Here is a 19,339-nt window from a genome sequence, read left to right on the forward strand (position 1 = left end):
ACAGATTTTACTCAGTTGTCTAGGTTATTAAAAGCACTAAAGCATGCTAAGATAGACAAAAGATGATTAAACTGACATGAGTATTTTTATGAATAATATAGCTAAGAATTTAGATGTAATCAGAAATCAAATTAATCAGGCCAAATTTAACGCTGCAAGGAGTGAAGACAATATTTCTCTTGTTGCTGTCAGTAAAACAAAACCGGTAGAAGATATCGAGCATGCGATTAGGGCTGGCCAGTATGTATTCGGAGAGAATTATGTCCAAGAAGGCATTAAAAAAATTCAATATTTTTCTGACAGTGATTATGCCAATAAATTAGAGTGGCATTTTATCGGGCCATTACAAAGTAACAAAAGTAAATTGGTTGCTGAACATTTTGACTGGATTCATACGGTTGATTCCCTCAAACTTATTTCTCGGCTTGGAAAGCAAAGACCCGCACATTTATCTAAACTAAATGTGTTGGTTCAAATAAATATCAGTCAAGAGACAAGCAAGTCTGGGATATATCTGAATGGAGCTGAACAGCTCATAGAAGCCATTAGATCTGAAGAGAGGCTTGTTTTTAGAGGATTAATGGCCATCCCCGCTCCTCTTCCCTTGATTCCGTCAAAGAGCGAGCTTGACAATCATTATAGAGTGCTTAGTGAACTGAAATTTAAATTTAATGAGTTGCAAAACATCTATCCCGAATCCCAGATTGACACTATTTCAATGGGAATGAGCGAAGATCTTGAGATTGCCATTAAAGCCGGTAGCACAATGGTCCGTATTGGCTCTGCAATTTTTGGGGCACGTGACTACAGTCGATAAATAACTTTTGTGAATATATAAATGATTAAATGAAAAAGAGGATTTTATGCCAAATACACCTATACGTTTAGGAGATAATGTTTACCCTAATTTAGCTTTTATTGGCGCTGGTAACATGGCAAGAGCCATAATTGCAGGTCTAGTGAAAACAGGCTATCCGAAAAAAGCCATTTGTGTCAGTGCTCCTTCGCTACAAAATAGAGAATTCATAAGTAATACTTATGGTGTGTTACACAAAGAAGATAATAAGCGTAATGCCAAAGAAGCGCATGCAATTATACTTGCGGTTAAACCACAAATGATGCAAGAAGTATGCTTGAAATTAAAAAATGAAGTGAATTTAAAAGACAAATTAGTGATTACATTAGCGGCAGGTATAGATACAGCTCAGTATAAAAAGTGGTTAGGTGAGTCAGTACAAATAGTGAGAGTAATGCCTAATACTCCCGCATTAATTGGTGAAGGAATGAGTGGAATTTTCTGTCCTTTGCAAACCTCAGAAGGCGCCAAACTTTTTGTTCAAAAATTGATGAAGAGTGTGGGAGAGGTTTGTTTTCTTGAAGATGAATCACAAATGCATGCTTTTATAGCCACTGCTGGAAGTTCACCAGCCTATTTTTTTAAATTCATGCAATTTATAGAAGCATCAGCTATTCAATTAGGTTGTTCTAAAGAAGAGGCAAAGCGTTTAGTTCTGCAATCAGCAAAAGGTGCCATATTGCTTGCTTGTGAAGCACCAGAATTATCTTTTCAAACACTTGCAGATCAGGTGACTTCCAAGGGAGGCACTACTGAGCAAGCACTTAATACATTTGACAAGCTTGATTTAGAAATGACTATTAAAGCCGCTATGTCTGCAGCTGCTGAAAAATCCAAAGCTATGTCAATTTCTTTTGCTGAAGATAATTCATAATTAAAACCAATTATGTTTCTTAAATCAAATGTTAAAGCCTTCTCTAAGAAAGCGAAGATATACCAGTAAGATAAACTGAGGTATTTCAGACGTATTTACTGGGTATTCAATGGCTGACAACAAGCCTTGTAATTAGGAGTTTTTATGATTAATTTAGTTTTTCAACTCATTGATTTATGTGTGATGTTTTTGTTTGTAAGAGTTTGGTTGCAACTTGTTCGAGCAGATTTCTACAATCCTTTTTCTCAAACGATTGTGAAATTAACAAATCCAGTTACTCAGCCTATCAGAAGTTTACTGCCATCTAAAAGCAAGATTGATGCAGCTAGTGCCTTGCTTGCCCTCGTATTGGTCGTGATTAAATGTTTTCTTGCAAAAGGACAGTTTCCGGTGCCCGCTATTGTGGCGTTAAGCGCTTTTGAGTATATCCATCTTGTTGGTGAAACTATTTTTTGGGTAATGATCATCAAAGTTATTCTGAGCTGGGTGAGTCAAGGGCGCAATCCCATTGATGCAGTGATCTTTCAATTAACTAGTCCACTGATCGCCCCTATTCAGCGAGTTGTTCCTCCTGTCGGAATGATTGATTTTTCGGTTATGATATTTTTATTTGTCCTCTATTTTTTAGATTATTTACATGCCATATTAGCAAATAAAGTTATTTCTCAAATTATAGCTATGAGCATCTCTTAATGAAGCCATCGATAAAATTGGCCTTATATATTCAACCAAAGGCCAGTCGTGATCAATGGGTTGGATGGCATGGCGATGAATATAAACTCGCTATTACTGCTCCACCTGTTGATGGTAAAGCAAATGAGCATGTGATTAAATTATTAGCAAAAACATTCAGGGTACCTAAAAAAAATATTGTTATCATTAATGGAGAACTTAGCCGACATAAACGAGTAGAGATTATTGCACCGGAAATTATTCCGGAATCACTCGTTGAGGTTGTTCATCATTTTAACCCCAAGTAGTATCTACTTTTAAAACAAGGAGTCGTCTATGCGAGTAATAAAAAAAACCAGTATGGCATTTATCACGTTGAGTAGTTTGATAATGAGTATGAATGCATTAGCTGAGGATGTTATTGTCAAAATGACCACTAATAAAGGGCCTATCACGTTAGTTTTAGATGATGAAAAAGCACCCATTACGGTTAATAATTTTGTTGAATATGCTAATGCTGGATATTATGAGGGGACGATTTTTCATCGAGTTATTCCTGGATTTATGATTCAAGGGGGAGGTTTTGATAAAGAATTGTCACAAAAAGATACTCGCTCGCCTATCAAAAATGAGGCGGAAAATGGATTGAAAAATGTACGAGGTTCGATTGCAATGGCCCGTACAGGTGAAGTAGACAGTGCTACCTCTCAATTTTTTATTAATGTAGCAGATAATAAATTTTTAGATAATGGCGAGCGTGATTATGGTTATGCTGTTTTTGGAAAAGTGACGGAAGGATTAGATATCGTCGATGTAATAGCTAATGTAAAAACGAGTAATCAAGGACCTCACCAAAATGTACCAGTAGAACCGGTGGTTATTGAAAAAGTGGAAATACTTAAGTGATTTTAAAGCGAGTACTCGCTGTGTAGTCAATACCTAAAAGTACAGTTCTAAAAAAAGGCGCCTTAGCGCCTTTTTTTAGAACTGTACTTTTCAAAAATAACTTAAGAACTATTTTTTACATAGATAGTGACTTTTGCCCCTAATTGTAATTTCTTATCGTCTTTAATTGCATTCCAACTTCTTAAATCTTTAAGTTTAACGCCATGTTTTTGAGCAATTAAACCTAAGGAGTCTCCTTTTTTAATAGTATAGACTATTTTTGTCTCTGGACTACTTGAAGCTTTCTTAGCTGTTGCACTTTTTTTGTTAGTGGATTTTTTCTCATTACTAACTAGAGCAGTTGATTTCTCACTATTAGTAAAGCTTGCTCTCGCAATTTCACCTGATTCAATAGAAGAGATGAAGCGTTTTTCTAATGCCCTAGGTAATAAAACATAGTGTTCTCCATTTTCTCTGGTAACCCCTTTTTTGTAACCAGCATTAAGTGTTTGTAAGCGACCTTCAGTAATACCTAGTTTGTCTGCAGCTGCGGAAAGCTCGATAGGCTGATCTATTTTAACCGGAATTAACGCATGTGATTTATCGGCTTTAGTCAAGCTTACTCCATATGCTTCGGGATTTTTGAAGATAGTTTGTAATGCGAGAATTCTAGGAATGTACTGTTGCGTACCAGAGGGTAAACTGCTCAGTGACCAGTAGTCCGTAGGCTGACCTTTCTTTTTGTTTGCTGCAATTGCTTTCATCACTCTGCCCTCACCACTGTTATAAGCAGCTAAAGTAAGTAACCAATCACCATCAAACATCTTATTTAATTTTTCTAATAAATCGAGCGCTGCTTTAGTAGAGGCTACCACATCATGGCGTCCATCATAACGTTGATTTTGGGTTAAGCCAAAGTTTTTTCCAGTACTAGGAACAAATTGCCATAATCCAGCGGCATTTTGTGAGGAGACAACTTCAGTTTGAAAGCCACTTTCTATGACAGGAATAAGGACTAATTCCATAGGTAAGTTACGATCTTTTATCTCTTTACTTATCCAATACATGTAGGGTTCTGCACGCTTAGATACATCTTTAAAGTAACGTGTCTTTCCTTCATAAAAAGCAATTTCTTTTTGTACCCTGTCATTTTTTTCATTAGGCAGGGTCATTTCACTTGCTACGAAAGTCCAAATATCTTGTTTTTTAAATGTCTTATCGATCCAATCTAAATCCGGATTATCGGTTGTGGTTGGCGCAACAATCGTCTTAGCATTAGATTGACTTTGACAGCCAGTTAATAAGAATGTGGCGAATACAGTAGTAAATAGTAGTGTTTGTAATGTTTTTTTCATAGGATTAGGTCAATTTTCTTAAAACAATGTGGTACATAATATCGCAAAAGCAAATTATAAAAAAAAAATCAATGGGGTGCTTTTAGGATAGAGCTTGTACATTTGTATAAAATAATTTTTTTATGTATTAGAGAATACCTGTAATCATTTTTCTGTACTGCATATGTGGCATGTTTAAGTGTTTAAAGACGTTTAATTTTAGTGCTAGGTTCTTTTATTTTGTAAAAGAGAATGCACAAGGTTGATTTTTTAGAGAGATCACAAAAAAATCCCTCCATGAAAAAAAAGAAATGAAACTTTATGTTACTCCAAATTATATAAGGAGTGAATAAAATTCATCCAAAATTTCATCTCTATAGGGTGATAATAACCACCTTTTGAGATGAGTACAAGCTTTTGATTAAAAATTATCCCTTAATTTACGAATAAGGCAAAATGATTCCCGTGCATTTTTTACATCTATTTCTGGTAAATTAGGCCCCTGCATATGCTTTTTTATGATTAAAAAATAAGGGTTTATCAATTTCTCAGTTCCTAATTGTACAGGTAAACTGGGTAAATTTGCAGAATAAAGCATTTCAACATTTTTAATTGTAAATTCAATATGTTCATTTGATTTGTCAATTGAAGCAGAGAATTGTAAATTTTTTAAAGTGTATTCATGTGCTGCACACACTAATGTTTCATCAGGCAGCTGATAGAGCCTGATAAATGATTCGAACATTTGTTCGCAAGTGCCTTCAAAAAGTTTTCCACATCCCGCACTAAAGAGTGTATCACCTGAAAATAAAAAAGGATCAAAATAGTAACACACATGGCCCAATGTATGTCCTGGTGTTTCTATAACTTTGCACGGTAAATCAAATAAGCTGAGCACTTGATTATCTTCGACAACATGTGTTGCTCCCTTATTTAGTGTTTCACGAGGTCCATAAACAGGAATATCTGGGAATTGAGTCATGAGATCACAAATCCCATCGGTATGGTCGTAATGGTGATGGGTGAGCAAAATACCCACTAATTGGTAATCTTGTTCTTTTATGTAGTTTAATACAGAATTACTTTCTCCAGGATCAATAACATATGTTGGATGATTTGGAAGATTAGTTTCTGTTAAAAGCCAGATGTAATTATCTTCTAAAACAGGCAAACAGGTAAGTAATAGTGAGTTATGTGTAACAGTTTTGATATTTTTGTGAGCCATATATTTTATCGTAAATAGAGAGTCGATATTTAAATTGAGCAGGTATTTAAAAGAGCTCTCTTAATGCCAATATATCAAATATGGCATTAAGAGAGTAAATAAAGTCAATGAAGTACTATAGCTGATTTGGCTTAGTTGTTAATGAAATTTTCCCCTAAGGTAATATCAGCTTTGAGTACATCGAGCATTCCATGGAGTGCTTTTTCTTCAAAAGGACTCAAATCACCGATTGGTAAACGCGCCTCGACCCCATTTTTACCTAATTTAACAGGCTGAGCGAAGAAACGAGCAAACTCACCCTCGCCTTCGACATAAGTGCATTCAATAACATTCTGATTGCCTTGCATTGCACTGATCAAAGAAAGACAAAAGCGTGCTGCAGCCTGACCCATTGATAGTGTAGCCGACCCGCCACCTGCTTTTGCTTCAACAACTTCAGTACCTGCATTTTGAATACGAGAGGTCAATTTTTCTATTGTTTCAGCGCTAAAGTTAGCTCCTGGAACTTGAGACAATAGAGGTAAAATAGTAACACCAGAATGTCCACCAATCACAGGGACTTCAATTGATGTAGGCGCTACATTTAAGAGTTCTGCTACAAAAGTATTTGAACGAATAATGTCGAGGGTTGTTATACCAAATAATTTATTTTTATCATAAACGCCTGCTTTTTTTAATACTTCAGCAGCGATTGCTACGGTTGTATTCACAGGATTAGTAATGATACCAATACAAGCTTTAGGACATGTGGTTGCAACTTGCTCGATAAGATTTTTAACAATTCCCGCATTAATATTAAATAAATCGGAACGATCCATACCCGGTTTACGGGCAACACCTGCAGAAATAAGGACAATGTCAGCTCCCTCAAGCGCTGGTTTTGCGTCTTCACCTGAGAAACCTTTGATATTTACTGCGGTTGGAATATGGCTTAAATCAACAGCAACGCCCGGGGTAACAGGTGCAATGTCATATAAAGCTAAATCCGAACCTGCAGGTAATTGAGTTTTAAGTAAGAGGGCTAATGCTTGTCCGATTCCGCCAGCGGCGCCAAGAACTGCAACTTTCATTGGATGACTCCCTTTATAAAATTATGGTATAATGAATTTAAACATGTATCACTTGGATAATATGCCCATATACATTACACTTTTCTTGCTTTTTTGAATAGTACAGAGATCGCATTTTTTGCCTTTTTGTAAAAGTTCAGCAGAATTTATAAAATATGTAGCAACTATTTTGGTTAAATAGTAAAATGGGATTGACAATTATGTTTAAAAGCGCTATTTTCTCTCCCCTTTAAAACATTGCTCTTTTGTGTAACTGAGAAATCGTGTTTTTAACCTCTAAATTTTGGCATTATTATGTGGTTTTCCATATGTTATGTGGTAACCAGCTTTTTTCTAACTACTTTTAAAGAAATTCAGGAGTTTACCTTGGCTAACATTAAATCAGCTAAGAAGCGTGCGATTCAATCTGAAAAACGCCGCCAACACAATGCAAGTCGTCGTTCAATGATGCGTACATATATTAAAAAAGTATACGCAGCAATCGAAGCTCAAAATAAAGATGAAGCAGTAGCAGCTTTCGCTGTTATGCAGCCTATCTTAGATAGACAAGCAGCACGTGGTTTAATCCATAAAAACAAAGCAGCACGTCATAAGGCGAACCTAGCTAAACATATCGCAGCAATGGCATAATTGTTTTTTATTAATATTAAGAATCCCACACAGTGGGATTTTTTTAGCCCTATATTTTCTCTTATTTGTGATAATATTCTCCAAATCCAAATCCAAATCCAAATCCAAATCCAAATCCAAATCCAAATCCAAATCCAAATCCAAATCCAAATCCAAATCCAAATCCAAATCCACATCCAAATTTGAATAATTCTTCTCTGCCTTTATCTATGCTAGTGATCTTCATTCGTCAAATTAAGTAAATCCGATCTCCATTCAGTATTAATATGATCTAGGTCAAATGGTTTGACCATTGAGGTTGTTACTCTGATGTCAGCCAATGAGGGCTTTTTCTAAAGATTAATTAGGAGAAAAGTTATGACTGAACGTATCAATATCCAGGATTATCAACAAAATGCATGGAGAGGCTTTACTGTTGGAGAATGGCAAAACCATGTTGATGTGCGAGAGTTTATCCATCTTAATTATACCCCGTATGAGGGGGATGAAGCTTTTCTAGAGGGGGCAACCTCGAATACTACGATTCTTTGGGAAAAGGTCTCGGAGGGTATCAAAGAAGAAAATCGTACCCATGCTCCTTTAGATTTTGACACTGAGATTGTGTCCACTATTACGTCTCATAAAGCAGGTTATATTGATAAGTCTCTTGAAAAAATTGTTGGATTACAAACAGATGCACCGCTAAAAAGAGCTATTATGCCTTTTGGCGGTGTCAACATGATTGAGAGTTCTTTTAAAGCGTATGGTAAAGAGCTTAAACCTGAATTAAAACATATTTTTACAGAGTATCGTAAAACCCACAATCAAGGTGTATTCGATGTCTATACTCAGGATATTTTAAGATGTCGTAAATCTGGTGTACTTACAGGCTTACCCGATGCCTATGGTCGGGGTCGCATAATTGGCGACTATCGACGAATCGCATTATATGGCGTAGATTACTTAATGAAGGATAAGATAGATCAATTTAACTCTCTTCAGACTATGCTTGAAGAGGGAAAAAACTTACAAATGACCATTCAATTAAGAGAAGAGATAGCCGAGCAACATAGAGCCTTAGCTAAAATGAAAGAGATGGCTCAACAGTATGGGTTTGATATATCTAAACCTGCAAATAATGCGCAAGAAGCAGTTCAATGGACTTATTTTGGTTATCTTGCTGCGGTTAAATCTCAAAATGGTGCAGCGATGTCATTTGGTCGAGTATCTACCTTCCTAGATATTTATTTTGAGCGCGATTTGAAAGAAGGAAAACTTACTGAACGCGATGCTCAAGAACTTGTCGATCACTTAGTGATGAAATTAAGAATGGTTCGCTTTTTAAGGACACCAGAATATGACGAACTTTTCTCTGGCGATCCTATCTGGGCTACTGAATCTCTAGCTGGAATGGGATTAGATGGACGCACAATGGTTACCAAAACGACTTATCGCTTTTTGAATACGCTGTATACGATGGGTCCTTCACCAGAGCCCAATATGACTATATTGTGGTCCGAAAAACTGCCCATAACATTCAAAAAATATGCCTCAAAGGTCTCTATTGATACTTCATCATTACAATATGAAAATGATGATTTAATGAGACCAGATTTTAATAGCGATGATTATGCAATTGCATGCTGTGTAAGCCCTATGGTGATTGGTAAGCATATGCAATTTTTTGGTGCCCGCGCAAATTTAGCTAAAACGTTACTCTACGCAATTAATGGTGGAGTGGATGAAAAATTAAAAATTCAGGTGGGTCCAAAAACTGAAAAAATCACTGCTGAGTATTTAGATTATGAAGACGTCATGTCTAGATTAGACGGTTTTATGGATTGGCTAGCTAAACAATATGTTACAGCATTAAATACTATTCATTTCATGCATGATAAATATAGCTATGAAGCTGCCCTTATGGCATTGCATGACAGAGATGTCAGAAGGACAATGGCCTGCGGTATTGCAGGATTGTCTGTTGCGGCGGACTCCTTATCAGCTATAAAATATGCAAAAGTAAAACCTATACGTGATGAGGATGGTATTGCTATTGATTTTGAAATTGAAGGTGAATTCCCTCAATTCGGTAATAATGATAAGCGAGTCGATGAAATCGCATGTGATCTTGTTGAACGATTTATGAAAAAAATTCAACGCCTTAAAACGTATCGTGATGCAATACCTACTCAATCAGTTTTGACTATTACCTCTAATGTAGTTTACGGTAAAAAAACAGGTAATACACCCGATGGAAGAAAAGCAGGTGCACCTTTTGGACCTGGCGCTAATCCTATGCATGGTAGGGACAATAAAGGAGCTATTGCCTCTTTAACTTCGGTATCAAAACTCCCCTTTGCTTATGCAAAAGATGGCATTTCTTACACATTTTCGATTGTTCCTAATGCATTAGGCAAAACAGAAGAGGATCGAAAAACTAATTTAGCTGGTATGATGGATGGTTATTTTCATCATTCTGCCTCTATTGAGGGCGGTCAGCATCTTAATGTAAATGTATTAAACAGAGATATGTTGGTTGAGGCGATGAATGATCCTGAACTTTATCCACAATTAACTATTCGAGTGTCCGGTTATGCAGTAAGATTTAATTCATTAACAAGAGAGCAGCAGCAAGATGTGATTACTCGTACTTTTACAAGTTCAATGTAGTCTATATCTCATTTGACAAATAGTTAAGTTACCTTTCATCTGAGCTTACCGGAAAAGTGGTTGAAAGGTAACTAGTTGAAAGGCTATCAAATAATCTAACTAACCGTTTATAAACCTCATTTAAGGAGGTCACAATGTCTAGTTTAGGTCGTATCCATTCCATTGAAACCTGCGGCACAGTCGATGGCCCAGGTATACGCTATATCGTTTTTTTTCAAGGTTGTTTAATGCGTTGCATGTATTGTCATAATCGTGATACATGGGATCTTCAGGGTGGCAGAGAGATAACTGTGGAAGAGTTGATGGGAGAGCTCATTTCTTATAAGCACTACATGGATGTTTCTGGAGGTGGGGTGACTGCCACTGGTGGGGAAGCTGTGCTGCAGGCCTCTTTTGTACGAGATTGGTTTTTGGAATGCAAAAAAAAGGATATTCATACCTGTTTGGATACCAATGGATTTGTAAGACATTATGACGAAACAATAGATGAGTTGATTTCTCTTACTGATTTAGTGATGTTAGATATAAAACAGATGAATGATGAAGTTCACCAACAATTAGTGGGAGTGTCAAATAAAAGAACACTTCAGTTTGCAAATTACTTAGCCAAAAGAAATAAAAAAACGTGGATACGTTACGTTGTAGTCCCTGGGTTCACGGATGATGACGATTCGGCACATCGATTAGGACGATTTGTCTCAACTCTTTATAACATAGAAAAAATTGAGATTTTACCTTACCATGAATTAGGTAAACATAAATGGACGACTCTTAAAGAAAAATATCCACTTGAAGGAGTCACTCCACCACCTAAAGAGACGTTAGCCCGTTTACAGGATATTATCGAGGGATATGGCGTTCCAGCTGTTTACTAGCAGAACAGTAAAATAACCGTATAGCGTACTCATAGTAGAAGAGATAGCTAACATCCTTATTTAATCGCCAGTACCCAGTACTTACAAACTTTCGATAAATTCTTCATCTAATGTCTCAAAAGCCAATTTTAAAATGTTGGCAAATTCTAAATAGGACGGTGTACTTGATAGAGCGGGAGGATTTTGACCTGACTCGTTCAGTTTTTGATGAATTTCCTTGAGCCATTCGTTGAGCGATGTTGGTATAGGGGATGATGCCCTTTTACCTAACCAATAGAGGCACTGAATGGGAATTGATAATGCAAACGTGGCTGCAGTCGTTGCAATCGCTAAATTTGCATTGAGCATTAAAGCCCAACAAATTGAAAAAACGGCCAAAGGCGGCATGCCTCTAATAGCAAAGCCCGTTATCTTGATAACATGATATTCTTTAAAAATAAGAGATAACAGTTTTATACGAGGAAAGGTTTTTCTGTAGTTTTGCCCCTGTCTGAGTAACGCCCAGAATGAATCTTTAGGAGGGCGAGGAGGAATCTGTATCGACATTTTAATAGATATACCTAAGTTAGATGAATGAGTCATTGTTATTTTTAAAAATATTATCATGTAGGCAAGTAAAGATACAAATGATATTTTCCCCAATATAATTCACAATATTGTATAATTAATCTGCCAGGTACGATTCGTATCTATTGTTATTTTAAAACCATCTACTTTTCACTCTTTGCTAGGAAAATTTTATGTCAAATACTGTTGAAACCCAAGAAGCCATTCTTGTTTTAAATTGTGGTAGCTCATCTTTGAAATTTGCTATTGTAGACGCCTTAAATGGACACTTTTATTTGAATGGTTTGGCTGAATGTTTAGGTCTTGCTGATGCAAGAATAAAATGGAAATTAGACTTAGGTGGAGATGTTCAAAAGTCAGAAGCACAATTAGGTGATGGCGCGGCTCATGCCTCTGCACTCAGTTTTATTGTTGATAAAATACTAAGTACTAATTCTTCACTAGCAAACAAGATTACAGCGATTGGTCATAGAATTGTCCATGGTGGTGAAAATTTTACTCAATCAACTGTTATTACTGAGACAGTGGTTAAAGGAATTGAAGACGCTATTTCATTTGCTCCATTGCATAATCCTGCTGGCATTATTGGGATTCAGGAAGCAAAAAAAGCGTTCCCTCATTTAAGTGAAAAGCATGTTGCTGTGTTTGATACCGCTTTTCATCAAACGATGCCAGAATCCTCATTTTTATATGCTTTACCTTATCAGCTTTATAAAGAACATGGAGTCAGGCGCTATGGTGCTCATGGAACAAGTCATCTATTTGTAAGTAGAGAAGCCGCTAAATTTTTAAATAAACCGATCGAAAAGACGAATATTATTACTTGCCACCTTGGTAATGGGAGTTCCATCACGGCGATAAAAAATGGTCAAAGTGTCGATACCTCTATGGGGTTAACTCCTTTAGAAGGCCTTGTAATGGGAACTCGTAGTGGGGATATGGATCCAGCAATTATTTTTTATTTGCATGATACGCTTGGCATGTCTGTGGATAAAATTAATGCCATGCTAACAAAGGAATCTGGTCTTCTGGGTATTACCGAAGTCACCAGTGATTGTCGCTATGTAGAAGATAATTATGGTAAAAAAGAGGATGCTACCCGTGCGATGGATATATTTTGTCATAGATTAGCTAAATATATTGCGAGTTATACAACTCTTTTAGATGGTCAACTTGATGCGATTGTTTTTACAGGTGGTATTGGGGAAAATTCAGCACTAGTCAGAGAACTTACACTGAAAAAACTAGGTTTACTCGGAATTTTTTGTGACGATGAACGTAATCTAGCAACAAGGTTTGGTAAATCAGGTCTAATTACCAAAGACAGTAGCCGCTTAGCTCTAGTTATTCCAACCAATGAAGAATGGGTCATCGCGCAAGATACTGCAGCGTTAACAAAATAGTGTTAATTTAATAAAAAGGATTCGATATGCCACAAGCCAGAACTATAATGCTCATTCCAACAAGTGTTGGGGTGGGATTAACCAGTGTAAGCCTAGGTATGGTTCATGCCATGGAACAAAAAGGGATGAGTGTCAGCTTTTTTAAACCCATAGCACAGACTTATCATGACATTGATGCCCCAGATCATACTTCTGAAATTTTAAAGGCTAATTCTTCAATCTCTATCGGTGAATCTATAGAGATGAAAAAGGCTGAGGCACTATTAGGTACTGATCAAGAAGATGAACTTTTAGAAGAAATATTAAATCGCTTTCATCAAAATAATGATGGAAATGAAATTGCTTTGATAGAAGGTATAGTCCCAACACGTCGACATGAATTTGCTAATCATTTGAATTTTCAAATCGCAAAAACACTGGATGCTGAGATTATCTTTGTAATGGCGCTTGGAAATGAAGGGCCAGAACAGATAAAAAAACGTTTAGAAATTGCAACTGCTTCTATAGGGGGAACAAAAAATCCTCATATCATGGGGGTCATTATTAATAAGTTAAATGCCCCAGTTGATGATATGGGACGTTTAAGACCCGATTTGTCAGATATCTTTGAAGATAATGATAAAATTGGCGCTCAAAAAGTAAAAATTAACCCATCAGATCTACAAATTCATTGTCCTTTACCCATTTTAGCGACGATACCTTGGAATCCAGAGTTAATAGCGACCAGAGCAATTGATTTGGCTAAACACTTAAATGCACGTGTTATAAATGAAGGTGATATTGCTAAAAGGCGAATCAAATCTGTGACTTTCTGCTCGCGTAGTATTCCAACGATGCTTTCTTTATTTCGCTCTGGTTCATTGCTTGTTACCTCTGCAGATAGGCCTGAGGTGCTTGTTGCGATCAGTTTATCAGCTATGAATGGAGTAGAAATAGGTGCAGTATTATTAACAGGTGGATATGAATTAGATGCGAGAATTACGCGATTATGCGAACAAGCATTTAAAACAGGTTTGCCTGTATTTCTTGTGGACACAAATACCTGGCAAACTTCATTAAATCTTCAGAACATCAATTTGCAAGTACCACCTTCTGATAAAGAACGCGCACAAAAAATAATGCATTTTGTCGCTGAACAGATGAATGCAAATTGGATTGAAAAGATGACAGCTAACTCAAAAAGAGCCAGACGTCTCTCACCTGCTGCTTTTAGATTTCAACTCACTGAATATGCTCGTAAAGCCAACAAATGTATCGTTTTACCTGAAGGGAATGAGCCTCGAACCATTAAAGCTGCTGTGATTTGTGCTGAACGCGGTATTGCCAGGACTATTCTTTTAGGAGAAGCGGATGAGATTAATCATATCGCTGAGTCACAAGGATTAATATTACCGTCATCTGTACAAATCATGAGCCCTAAATCAATTCGAGGTAATTATGTCGATAGATTGGTGGAGCTTAGAAAAAGTAAAGGCATTACTGAAGTGGTTGCAAAAGAACAATTGCGAGATAATGTTATGCTTGGCACCATGATGTTAGAACGTGGTGAAGTGGATGGACTAGTTTCAGGTGCAGTAAATACAACGGCTAACACCATTCGTCCACCGCTACAAATCATTAAAACAGCCCCAGGTAGTTCAATTGTTTCTTCTGTATTTTTTATGCTATTACCTGAACAAGTACTAGTATACGGCGACTGTGCTATTAATCCTGATCCTACTGCAGAGCAATTAGCTGAAATAGCTATTCAATCAGCAGATTCTGCCACTGCTTTTGGTATTGAACCTAAAGTGGCTATGATATCCTACTCTACCGGTACTTCTGGAGCAGGAAGTGATGTGGATAAGGTCAGAGAAGCAACTGAAATCGCAAAAGCTAAGCGACCAGATCTTATTATTGATGGGCCGCTGCAATATGATGCTGCTGTAATGGCTGATGTCGCCCGTTCTAAAGCACCAGACTCTCCTGTAGCAGGTAAAGCAACCGTATTTATCTTCCCAGATTTAAATACAGGGAATACGACCTACAAAGCGGTTCAACGTTCAGCGAATTTAATTTCGATTGGACCCATGCTGCAAGGAATGAGAAAGCCAGTTAATGACCTGTCAAGAGGTGCGCTGGTAGATGATATTGTTTACACGATTGCACTGACAGCAATTCAAGCTACGCAATCTTAAATGGTATGGACTTTTTAGTTATTGCTTGAATCCATTATTTCAATAATTAGCCATAAAAGAATCATATGAACAGTGTATTCTGTTATGGCTTCTTTAAATGTATGCTTCAGATGAACGCAGGTCAAATCATTTTTTTCAACAAAAATTTTAAATTTTTTGATTTTATTTTGTGATTATTGCATTGTTTCACTTGGTTTGAATGAAAGCAACTCATCTGTATCTTTGTTAAGGCAAGAGGGGGAGTTTAGTTAATATATCTCTCAGATATATTGTTTAGAATTGAGACAATTTAGTCTTGCTGTTGCCTGAAAGCTTTAAATATTTGTCATATTTTACCTGTAGCAAATGGATCTGCAAAAAACAGTTTTTCTACTGTGTACAATCCCTTAGAAACTTTACTCAATGTGATTATTATCCCTACGCACAACCTCCATCCTTTTTTTCGTTTAGGCGAATAATAGGTGCTTTGATAAGCAACTATAAAACTAGGAACAAAAAACTACTTGAGTCGTAAATTGTAGATACTTTCAGGGATTTTTTATGTCGAGGGACTTACCCTTCCCCCCCCATTTTATAGCATTTAAATCAATTGATTATGCTAAAGTGATCACATAAAAAACCATTTATTAGTGGCTAATATAAATAATCAAACCATTTTTGGACAAGCAGATGAAGTTGCCGGGTTAGCAAGAATCTTAAAAGCTAATATGGTTAAAACAAGAAGTTTTTCCTTATGCAGAGAGATACGAATATAATAGTTTAATCCTAAATTTGAAAGAGTATCGATTCGTGCCCATATTAGAATAATTAAATGAATATTTGAAAGGCTTTTTTCATTTCAATGTGCGTTTTCTAAGCTTGCTAAATGAGGACGACCTTGAGAGATGATGAGGTAAATATTGTGATAAAAGTAGTTGCCACTATTTTGCTGTTATTGGGCATTTTGGGCTATGTTCAGGCAAAGCCCATAGACTGTTATGACAAATCGCTTAGTGAAGAATGTGAATTAACTTTCAACAGAGAGGCTAACTTTGAAAACTTTTATCATCAGAATCTTTATGTAAGTGCAACACAACAGCCATTTTTTAAGGAAAAAAGCATAGAAGGGATGCGCTCAGGAACTATTTTAAGGAAACTGGGTGATAAATTCATATTTCAGACATGGAGCTCCTCAGTAGGTATTCATTCTGAGCACGTGTTAGTTATGGAGTATTCAGAAAATGAGCTAACCGTCGTGAAATCTTTATATGTATGGGATGAATTCAATCACGATATCAAATTTAATAAAGTACAAAACTACGGTAAAGAATGTGAGCTGAATATAAAAGTCAATTCTGATGATTATGAGGAATTTTCTGAACTATTTAGTAATGTTAAAAAAATATGTGATGAATTAATTAAACCCTACACTGCTGAAATTCCAAATGCATATGGAAATGTTTTTTATATAAAATCTTACGAAAATAATAAGATCTCTCTAAAAAAAGTATTTTTTCCCAATAAGGGTAACGTTCTTTTAGAATTAGCCTGTATCGAAAATTGTGGCACTAATACTCAACGATATTTTGGCGAAATTGATAATAAATACCCTTTCATTCTAGAGTATGATTTGACTGCTCCTAAAGACAAAGGCGAGTATTATTATTTAAAGTTTGAAAATGAAATTCCAATTTCAGGTAGTCAATCGAACGGAGGGCATACTCTTTATGCATTAGGATCTCATAAAATCAAAACAGAATCTTTTGTATTAAGATCAAACCAAGAAGGATAACTGGGACTTTGGACAAATTTAAAGACTAAAAAAAATTATCCTGTCTACTTGTATCCAATGGTTTTATAACCGAGAGTTTACTCTTCTCATTCAGTAGAAATTGCGCTCAGTTTAGAGAACTCACATTTTTAAAATAGATGCGTTCATTGCGTGCTTGTCTTTAAATTGAATTATATACTCAGTGGAAATCAAGATGCAGGTTTGAGCATTCCTTAATACTGCTGAATGGTAATTCGAACAATATCTCCCCCTGTACCTTGAAGTAACTTGAGTATAGCCAGTTGTTTTTTTTTCAAAAAACCTAGTTAGGAAAATATTTCACTAGGATTTCTAATCGCCTGCAACAAGATCTCATTTTTGGGGAAATCTTAGTGTCATTCTGCTCATAGGGCTTTTAACGTGTTAGGATTGAGTTTTAAATGTTATTGAGCATTTTGCATGGCTTTTGTTAGTGCTCAATTTCGCCAGTAAAGCGATAACCTTCACCATGGACTGTCGCAATGACTTCTGGTGTTTGAGGATGAGATTCAAAGTATTGGCGTAATCGTCTTATAGTGACATCCACCGTTCTGTCATGTTCTTTAAATTCCCTACCTGTCATTTTTTCGAGTAAGATTTGTCTTGATTGTATTTTTCCTGCATGTAAGCACAAATGATGAAGCGCACGATATTCACTTCTAGGTAATTGAAAAGCCTCTCCCGTAGGGCTGATGAGTTGATGACTATCAGTATTTAACTCCCATCCATAGAAATAAATATGTGCACTAGGCGTATTCGGTTCAACGGATAATTCATTTTGCTTAATTAATTCTTCAGTTCTAAGTAAAGCTTGTTGTTTGGCTTTCATGGTCCTTTGTAATAAATTTCTTACTCGAATTGTCAACTCTCTTGGATTAAAAGGTTTTGTAATGTAATCATCAGCACCAATTTCAAGCCCTAGAATCTTATCTATTTCGTTATCTCTACCTGTAAGAAAAATTAAGCCGGCATCAATTTCGTTACGAATTTCTCTTGCAAGAGAAAGACCATTTTTGCCCGGTAAGTTAATATCCAATAGAACTAAATCCACCGTATGCGAAGCTAAAAAAAGTTGCATCTGATCGCCATTATTAGCAAGAAGGACGTGGTACCCTTCCGCCTCAAAGAGTGTTTTTAGAGTATTACGTGTCACTATTTCATCTTCTACAATCAGTAATGTGGGCGTTGTATTATTTATCATACTGGACCTATTTATTATGTTACTCAGAAATAAGGGGGAAATAATCTCAGTGCTGATGAGTACTATGCATATGAATGTTAACTCAAATGAAAAATTTTTACATTGATTTAACTTAATTTTGAATCTAATCACTCACTTATTTTTTATTGAAAATGGTGATTTAGGGGATCTTACCAAAAGATTAATACATTCTAGTAATGATAAAGTGATTCAAATCTTTAAGGAACATTAATTTTTCTTCAGAGTGAAATAGTTTTTCCTGTGCTAAAAAAGAAATCTGTTTATTTGCTTCTTCTATTAGTTCATGAGCCATTTTTTTTGCTTCATCTAACCCAATAAGACTTGGATAGGTGTTCTTACCAAGCGCTTCATCGGCGCCTGCGAATTTCCCTAATGTTTTGGTATCGCCAATCACATCTAAAATGTCATCTTGTATTTGAAAAGCTAAGCCAATAGCTTCTGCATATTTTTCAATCACAGATAGGACAAGGGGAGAATCAAATCGACTTGCTATTACAGGAATCATAGCAGCTGCTTTTATTAGTGCTCCTGTTTTTAAACGATGAATGTTTTTTAGGTCAGTGAATGTTATCGACTTATTTTCACTTTCAAGATCTAAAACTTGCCCACCACACATACCCATTAAGCCACTTGATTTAGCAAGATAATGTAGGATTTTAAGTTGTTTAGATGCATCGACATCCTCTAGAGGCCGAGATAAAATTTCAAATGCAAATGTTTGTAATGCATCCCCTGCTAATATTGCATTCGCTTCGCCAAATTTCACATGGCACGTCGGGTTTCCTCTTCTTAATGCATCATCATCCATCGCAGGTAAATCATCATGGATAAGCGAGTAGGCATGAATTGATTCTAAGGCTAACGCCATATAATTTAGACTAGAAGCATTAACCCCAAAAAGCTCTCCTATGGTATATAAAAGATGCGGACGAATTCTTTTACCACCAAGCAAAAGACCATAGCGCATAGCCTCAATAAGCGATTGAGGGTATTCATTAGCAGATTCTATCAAATTGAATTGATGGGCAGTAAAAAGATGAAATCTTTCTTGGGTTATTTGTAATGCGCTTTCGAATCTTTGTTTAATAGTCGATACACTAGAATTATTCAT

General features: G+C 36.2%; 18 protein-coding genes. 11 read left to right on the forward strand and 7 right to left on the reverse strand.

All coding sequences use genetic code 11. The annotated features are described in order from the left end of the window. The first annotated feature begins 88 nt into the window (after positions 1-88). The 5 genes from ACFFIT_RS12345 (at position 89) to ACFFIT_RS12365 (ending at position 3,308) form a co-directional block, all read left to right on the forward strand. Positions 89-817, forward strand: a complete 729-nt coding sequence (locus tag ACFFIT_RS12345) for a YggS family pyridoxal phosphate-dependent enzyme (RefSeq protein ID WP_385878077.1) — start codon at positions 89-91, stop codon at positions 815-817. A gap of 46 nt (positions 818-863) precedes the next feature. Continuing rightward, complete coding sequence (gene proC, locus ACFFIT_RS12350; RefSeq protein WP_385878079.1) at positions 864-1,730, forward strand: pyrroline-5-carboxylate reductase; 867 nt, start codon at positions 864-866, stop codon at positions 1,728-1,730. Positions 1,731-1,874: 144 nt separating this feature from the next. Further along, complete coding sequence (locus ACFFIT_RS12355) at positions 1,875-2,423, forward strand: YggT family protein (RefSeq protein ID WP_385878081.1); 549 nt, start codon at positions 1,875-1,877, stop codon at positions 2,421-2,423. Then, positions 2,423-2,710 carry a DUF167 family protein gene (locus tag ACFFIT_RS12360; protein WP_385878083.1) on the forward strand — a complete coding sequence of 96 codons (288 nt, stop codon included), beginning with the start codon at positions 2,423-2,425 and terminating at the stop codon, positions 2,708-2,710. The genes ACFFIT_RS12355 and ACFFIT_RS12360 overlap by 1 nt, the downstream gene beginning before the upstream one ends. 28 nt (positions 2,711-2,738) lie before the next feature. After that, positions 2,739-3,308 carry a peptidylprolyl isomerase gene (locus ACFFIT_RS12365; protein ID WP_385878085.1) on the forward strand — a complete coding sequence of 190 codons (570 nt, stop codon included), beginning with the start codon at positions 2,739-2,741 and terminating at the stop codon, positions 3,306-3,308. A gap of 101 nt (positions 3,309-3,409) precedes the next feature. Here ACFFIT_RS12365 and ACFFIT_RS12370 read toward each other — a convergent pair whose 3' ends face one another. The 3 genes from ACFFIT_RS12370 to mdh form a co-directional block, all read right to left on the reverse strand. Then, positions 3,410-4,642, reverse strand: coding sequence for a transglycosylase SLT domain-containing protein (locus tag ACFFIT_RS12370; protein WP_385878087.1), 1,233 nt, complete (start codon positions 4,640-4,642; stop codon positions 3,410-3,412). A 400-nt stretch (positions 4,643-5,042) separates the two neighbouring features. Beyond that, the gene (gene gloB, locus ACFFIT_RS12375; protein ID WP_385878089.1) at positions 5,043-5,846 is read right to left on the reverse strand and encodes a hydroxyacylglutathione hydrolase; all 804 of its coding nucleotides are present in this window, start codon (positions 5,844-5,846) and stop codon (positions 5,043-5,045) included. Between the two features lie 131 nt (positions 5,847-5,977). Beyond that, complete coding sequence (gene mdh, locus ACFFIT_RS12380) at positions 5,978-6,916, reverse strand: malate dehydrogenase (RefSeq protein ID WP_385878091.1); 939 nt, start codon at positions 6,914-6,916, stop codon at positions 5,978-5,980. A gap of 366 nt (positions 6,917-7,282) precedes the next feature. Between mdh and rpsT the strand changes: the two genes are divergently transcribed. Next, a complete protein-coding gene (gene rpsT / locus ACFFIT_RS12385) occupies positions 7,283-7,546 on the forward strand; it encodes a 30S ribosomal protein S20 (RefSeq protein ID WP_385878093.1) in 264 nt (87 codons plus the stop codon). A gap of 61 nt (positions 7,547-7,607) precedes the next feature. Here the strand turns inward: rpsT and ACFFIT_RS12390 are convergent, their stop codons facing one another. Next, on the reverse strand, positions 7,608-7,772 hold the full coding sequence (locus ACFFIT_RS12390) for a hypothetical protein (protein WP_385878095.1): 165 nt from the start codon (positions 7,770-7,772) through the stop codon (positions 7,608-7,610). 131 nt (positions 7,773-7,903) lie between these two features. Here ACFFIT_RS12390 and pflB point away from each other — a divergent pair, with 131 nt between their 5' ends. Beyond that, positions 7,904-10,195, forward strand: coding sequence for a formate C-acetyltransferase (gene pflB / locus ACFFIT_RS12395; protein WP_385878097.1), 2,292 nt, complete (start codon positions 7,904-7,906; stop codon positions 10,193-10,195). A gap of 134 nt (positions 10,196-10,329) precedes the next feature. Beyond that, positions 10,330-11,070: a pyruvate formate lyase 1-activating protein gene (gene pflA, locus ACFFIT_RS12400; protein WP_385878099.1), complete on the forward strand. Its 741-nt coding sequence runs from the start codon at positions 10,330-10,332 to the stop codon at positions 11,068-11,070. Between the two features lie 81 nt (positions 11,071-11,151). On the opposite strand, the gene yfbV is transcribed toward pflA, so the two are convergent. Continuing rightward, complete coding sequence (yfbV, locus tag ACFFIT_RS12405) at positions 11,152-11,616, reverse strand: terminus macrodomain insulation protein YfbV (protein WP_385878101.1); 465 nt, start codon at positions 11,614-11,616, stop codon at positions 11,152-11,154. 194 nt (positions 11,617-11,810) lie between these two features. On the opposite strand from yfbV, the gene ACFFIT_RS12410 reads away from it, so the two are divergent. From ACFFIT_RS12410 to ACFFIT_RS12420, 3 genes are all read left to right on the forward strand, one after another. Further along, positions 11,811-13,040 (forward strand): acetate kinase, encoded by a 1,230-nt coding sequence (locus tag ACFFIT_RS12410; RefSeq protein ID WP_385878103.1) that lies wholly within the window; start codon positions 11,811-11,813, stop codon positions 13,038-13,040. A 47-nt stretch (positions 13,041-13,087) separates the two neighbouring features. Further along, entirely contained in the window at positions 13,088-15,217 is a 2,130-nt protein-coding gene (gene pta, locus ACFFIT_RS12415; protein WP_385878167.1) for a phosphate acetyltransferase, read from the forward strand. Positions 15,218-16,118: 901 nt separating this feature from the next. After that, positions 16,119-16,988, forward strand: a complete 870-nt coding sequence (locus ACFFIT_RS12420; RefSeq protein WP_385878105.1) for a hypothetical protein — start codon at positions 16,119-16,121, stop codon at positions 16,986-16,988. A 448-nt stretch (positions 16,989-17,436) separates the two neighbouring features. On the opposite strand, the gene arcA is transcribed toward ACFFIT_RS12420, so the two are convergent. Both arcA and ispA read right to left on the reverse strand, forming a co-directional pair. Beyond that, positions 17,437-18,207, reverse strand: coding sequence for a two-component system response regulator ArcA (gene arcA / locus ACFFIT_RS12425; RefSeq protein ID WP_385878107.1), 771 nt, complete (start codon positions 18,205-18,207; stop codon positions 17,437-17,439). Positions 18,208-18,388: 181 nt separating this feature from the next. Beyond that, positions 18,389-19,339, reverse strand: a complete 951-nt coding sequence (gene ispA, locus ACFFIT_RS12430) for a (2E,6E)-farnesyl diphosphate synthase (protein WP_385878109.1) — start codon at positions 19,337-19,339, stop codon at positions 18,389-18,391.

It is taken from the genome of Thorsellia kenyensis (assembly GCF_042432445.1).
Classification (GTDB): Bacteria; Pseudomonadota; Gammaproteobacteria; order Enterobacterales; family Thorselliaceae; genus Thorsellia; species Thorsellia kenyensis.

Coding starts and splice junctions, on each gene's coding strand:
- mdh (WP_385878091.1), bottom strand. CDS start 6,916: ATGAAAGTTGCAGTTCTTGGCGCCGCTGGCGGAATCGGACAAGCATTA.
- ACFFIT_RS12370 (WP_385878087.1), bottom strand. CDS start 4,642: ATGAAAAAAACATTACAAACACTACTATTTACTACTGTATTCGCCACA.
- proC (WP_385878079.1), top strand. CDS start 864: ATGCCAAATACACCTATACGTTTAGGAGATAATGTTTACCCTAATTTA.
- arcA (WP_385878107.1), bottom strand. CDS start 18,207: ATGATAAATAATACAACGCCCACATTACTGATTGTAGAAGATGAAATA.
- ACFFIT_RS12390 (WP_385878095.1), bottom strand. CDS start 7,772: ATGAAGATCACTAGCATAGATAAAGGCAGAGAAGAATTATTCAAATTT.
- pta (WP_385878167.1), top strand. CDS start 13,088: ATGCTCATTCCAACAAGTGTTGGGGTGGGATTAACCAGTGTAAGCCTA.
- pflA (WP_385878099.1), top strand. CDS start 10,330: ATGTCTAGTTTAGGTCGTATCCATTCCATTGAAACCTGCGGCACAGTC.
- pflB (WP_385878097.1), top strand. CDS start 7,904: ATGACTGAACGTATCAATATCCAGGATTATCAACAAAATGCATGGAGA.
- ACFFIT_RS12365 (WP_385878085.1), top strand. CDS start 2,739: ATGCGAGTAATAAAAAAAACCAGTATGGCATTTATCACGTTGAGTAGT.
- ACFFIT_RS12355 (WP_385878081.1), top strand. CDS start 1,875: ATGATTAATTTAGTTTTTCAACTCATTGATTTATGTGTGATGTTTTTG.
- ACFFIT_RS12345 (WP_385878077.1), top strand. CDS start 89: ATGAATAATATAGCTAAGAATTTAGATGTAATCAGAAATCAAATTAAT.
- ACFFIT_RS12410 (WP_385878103.1), top strand. CDS start 11,811: ATGTCAAATACTGTTGAAACCCAAGAAGCCATTCTTGTTTTAAATTGT.
- yfbV (WP_385878101.1), bottom strand. CDS start 11,616: ATGTCGATACAGATTCCTCCTCGCCCTCCTAAAGATTCATTCTGGGCG.
- ispA (WP_385878109.1), bottom strand. CDS start 19,339: ATGAATAATTCTAGTGTATCGACTATTAAACAAAGATTCGAAAGCGCA.
- ACFFIT_RS12360 (WP_385878083.1), top strand. CDS start 2,423: ATGAAGCCATCGATAAAATTGGCCTTATATATTCAACCAAAGGCCAGT.
- gloB (WP_385878089.1), bottom strand. CDS start 5,846: ATGGCTCACAAAAATATCAAAACTGTTACACATAACTCACTATTACTT.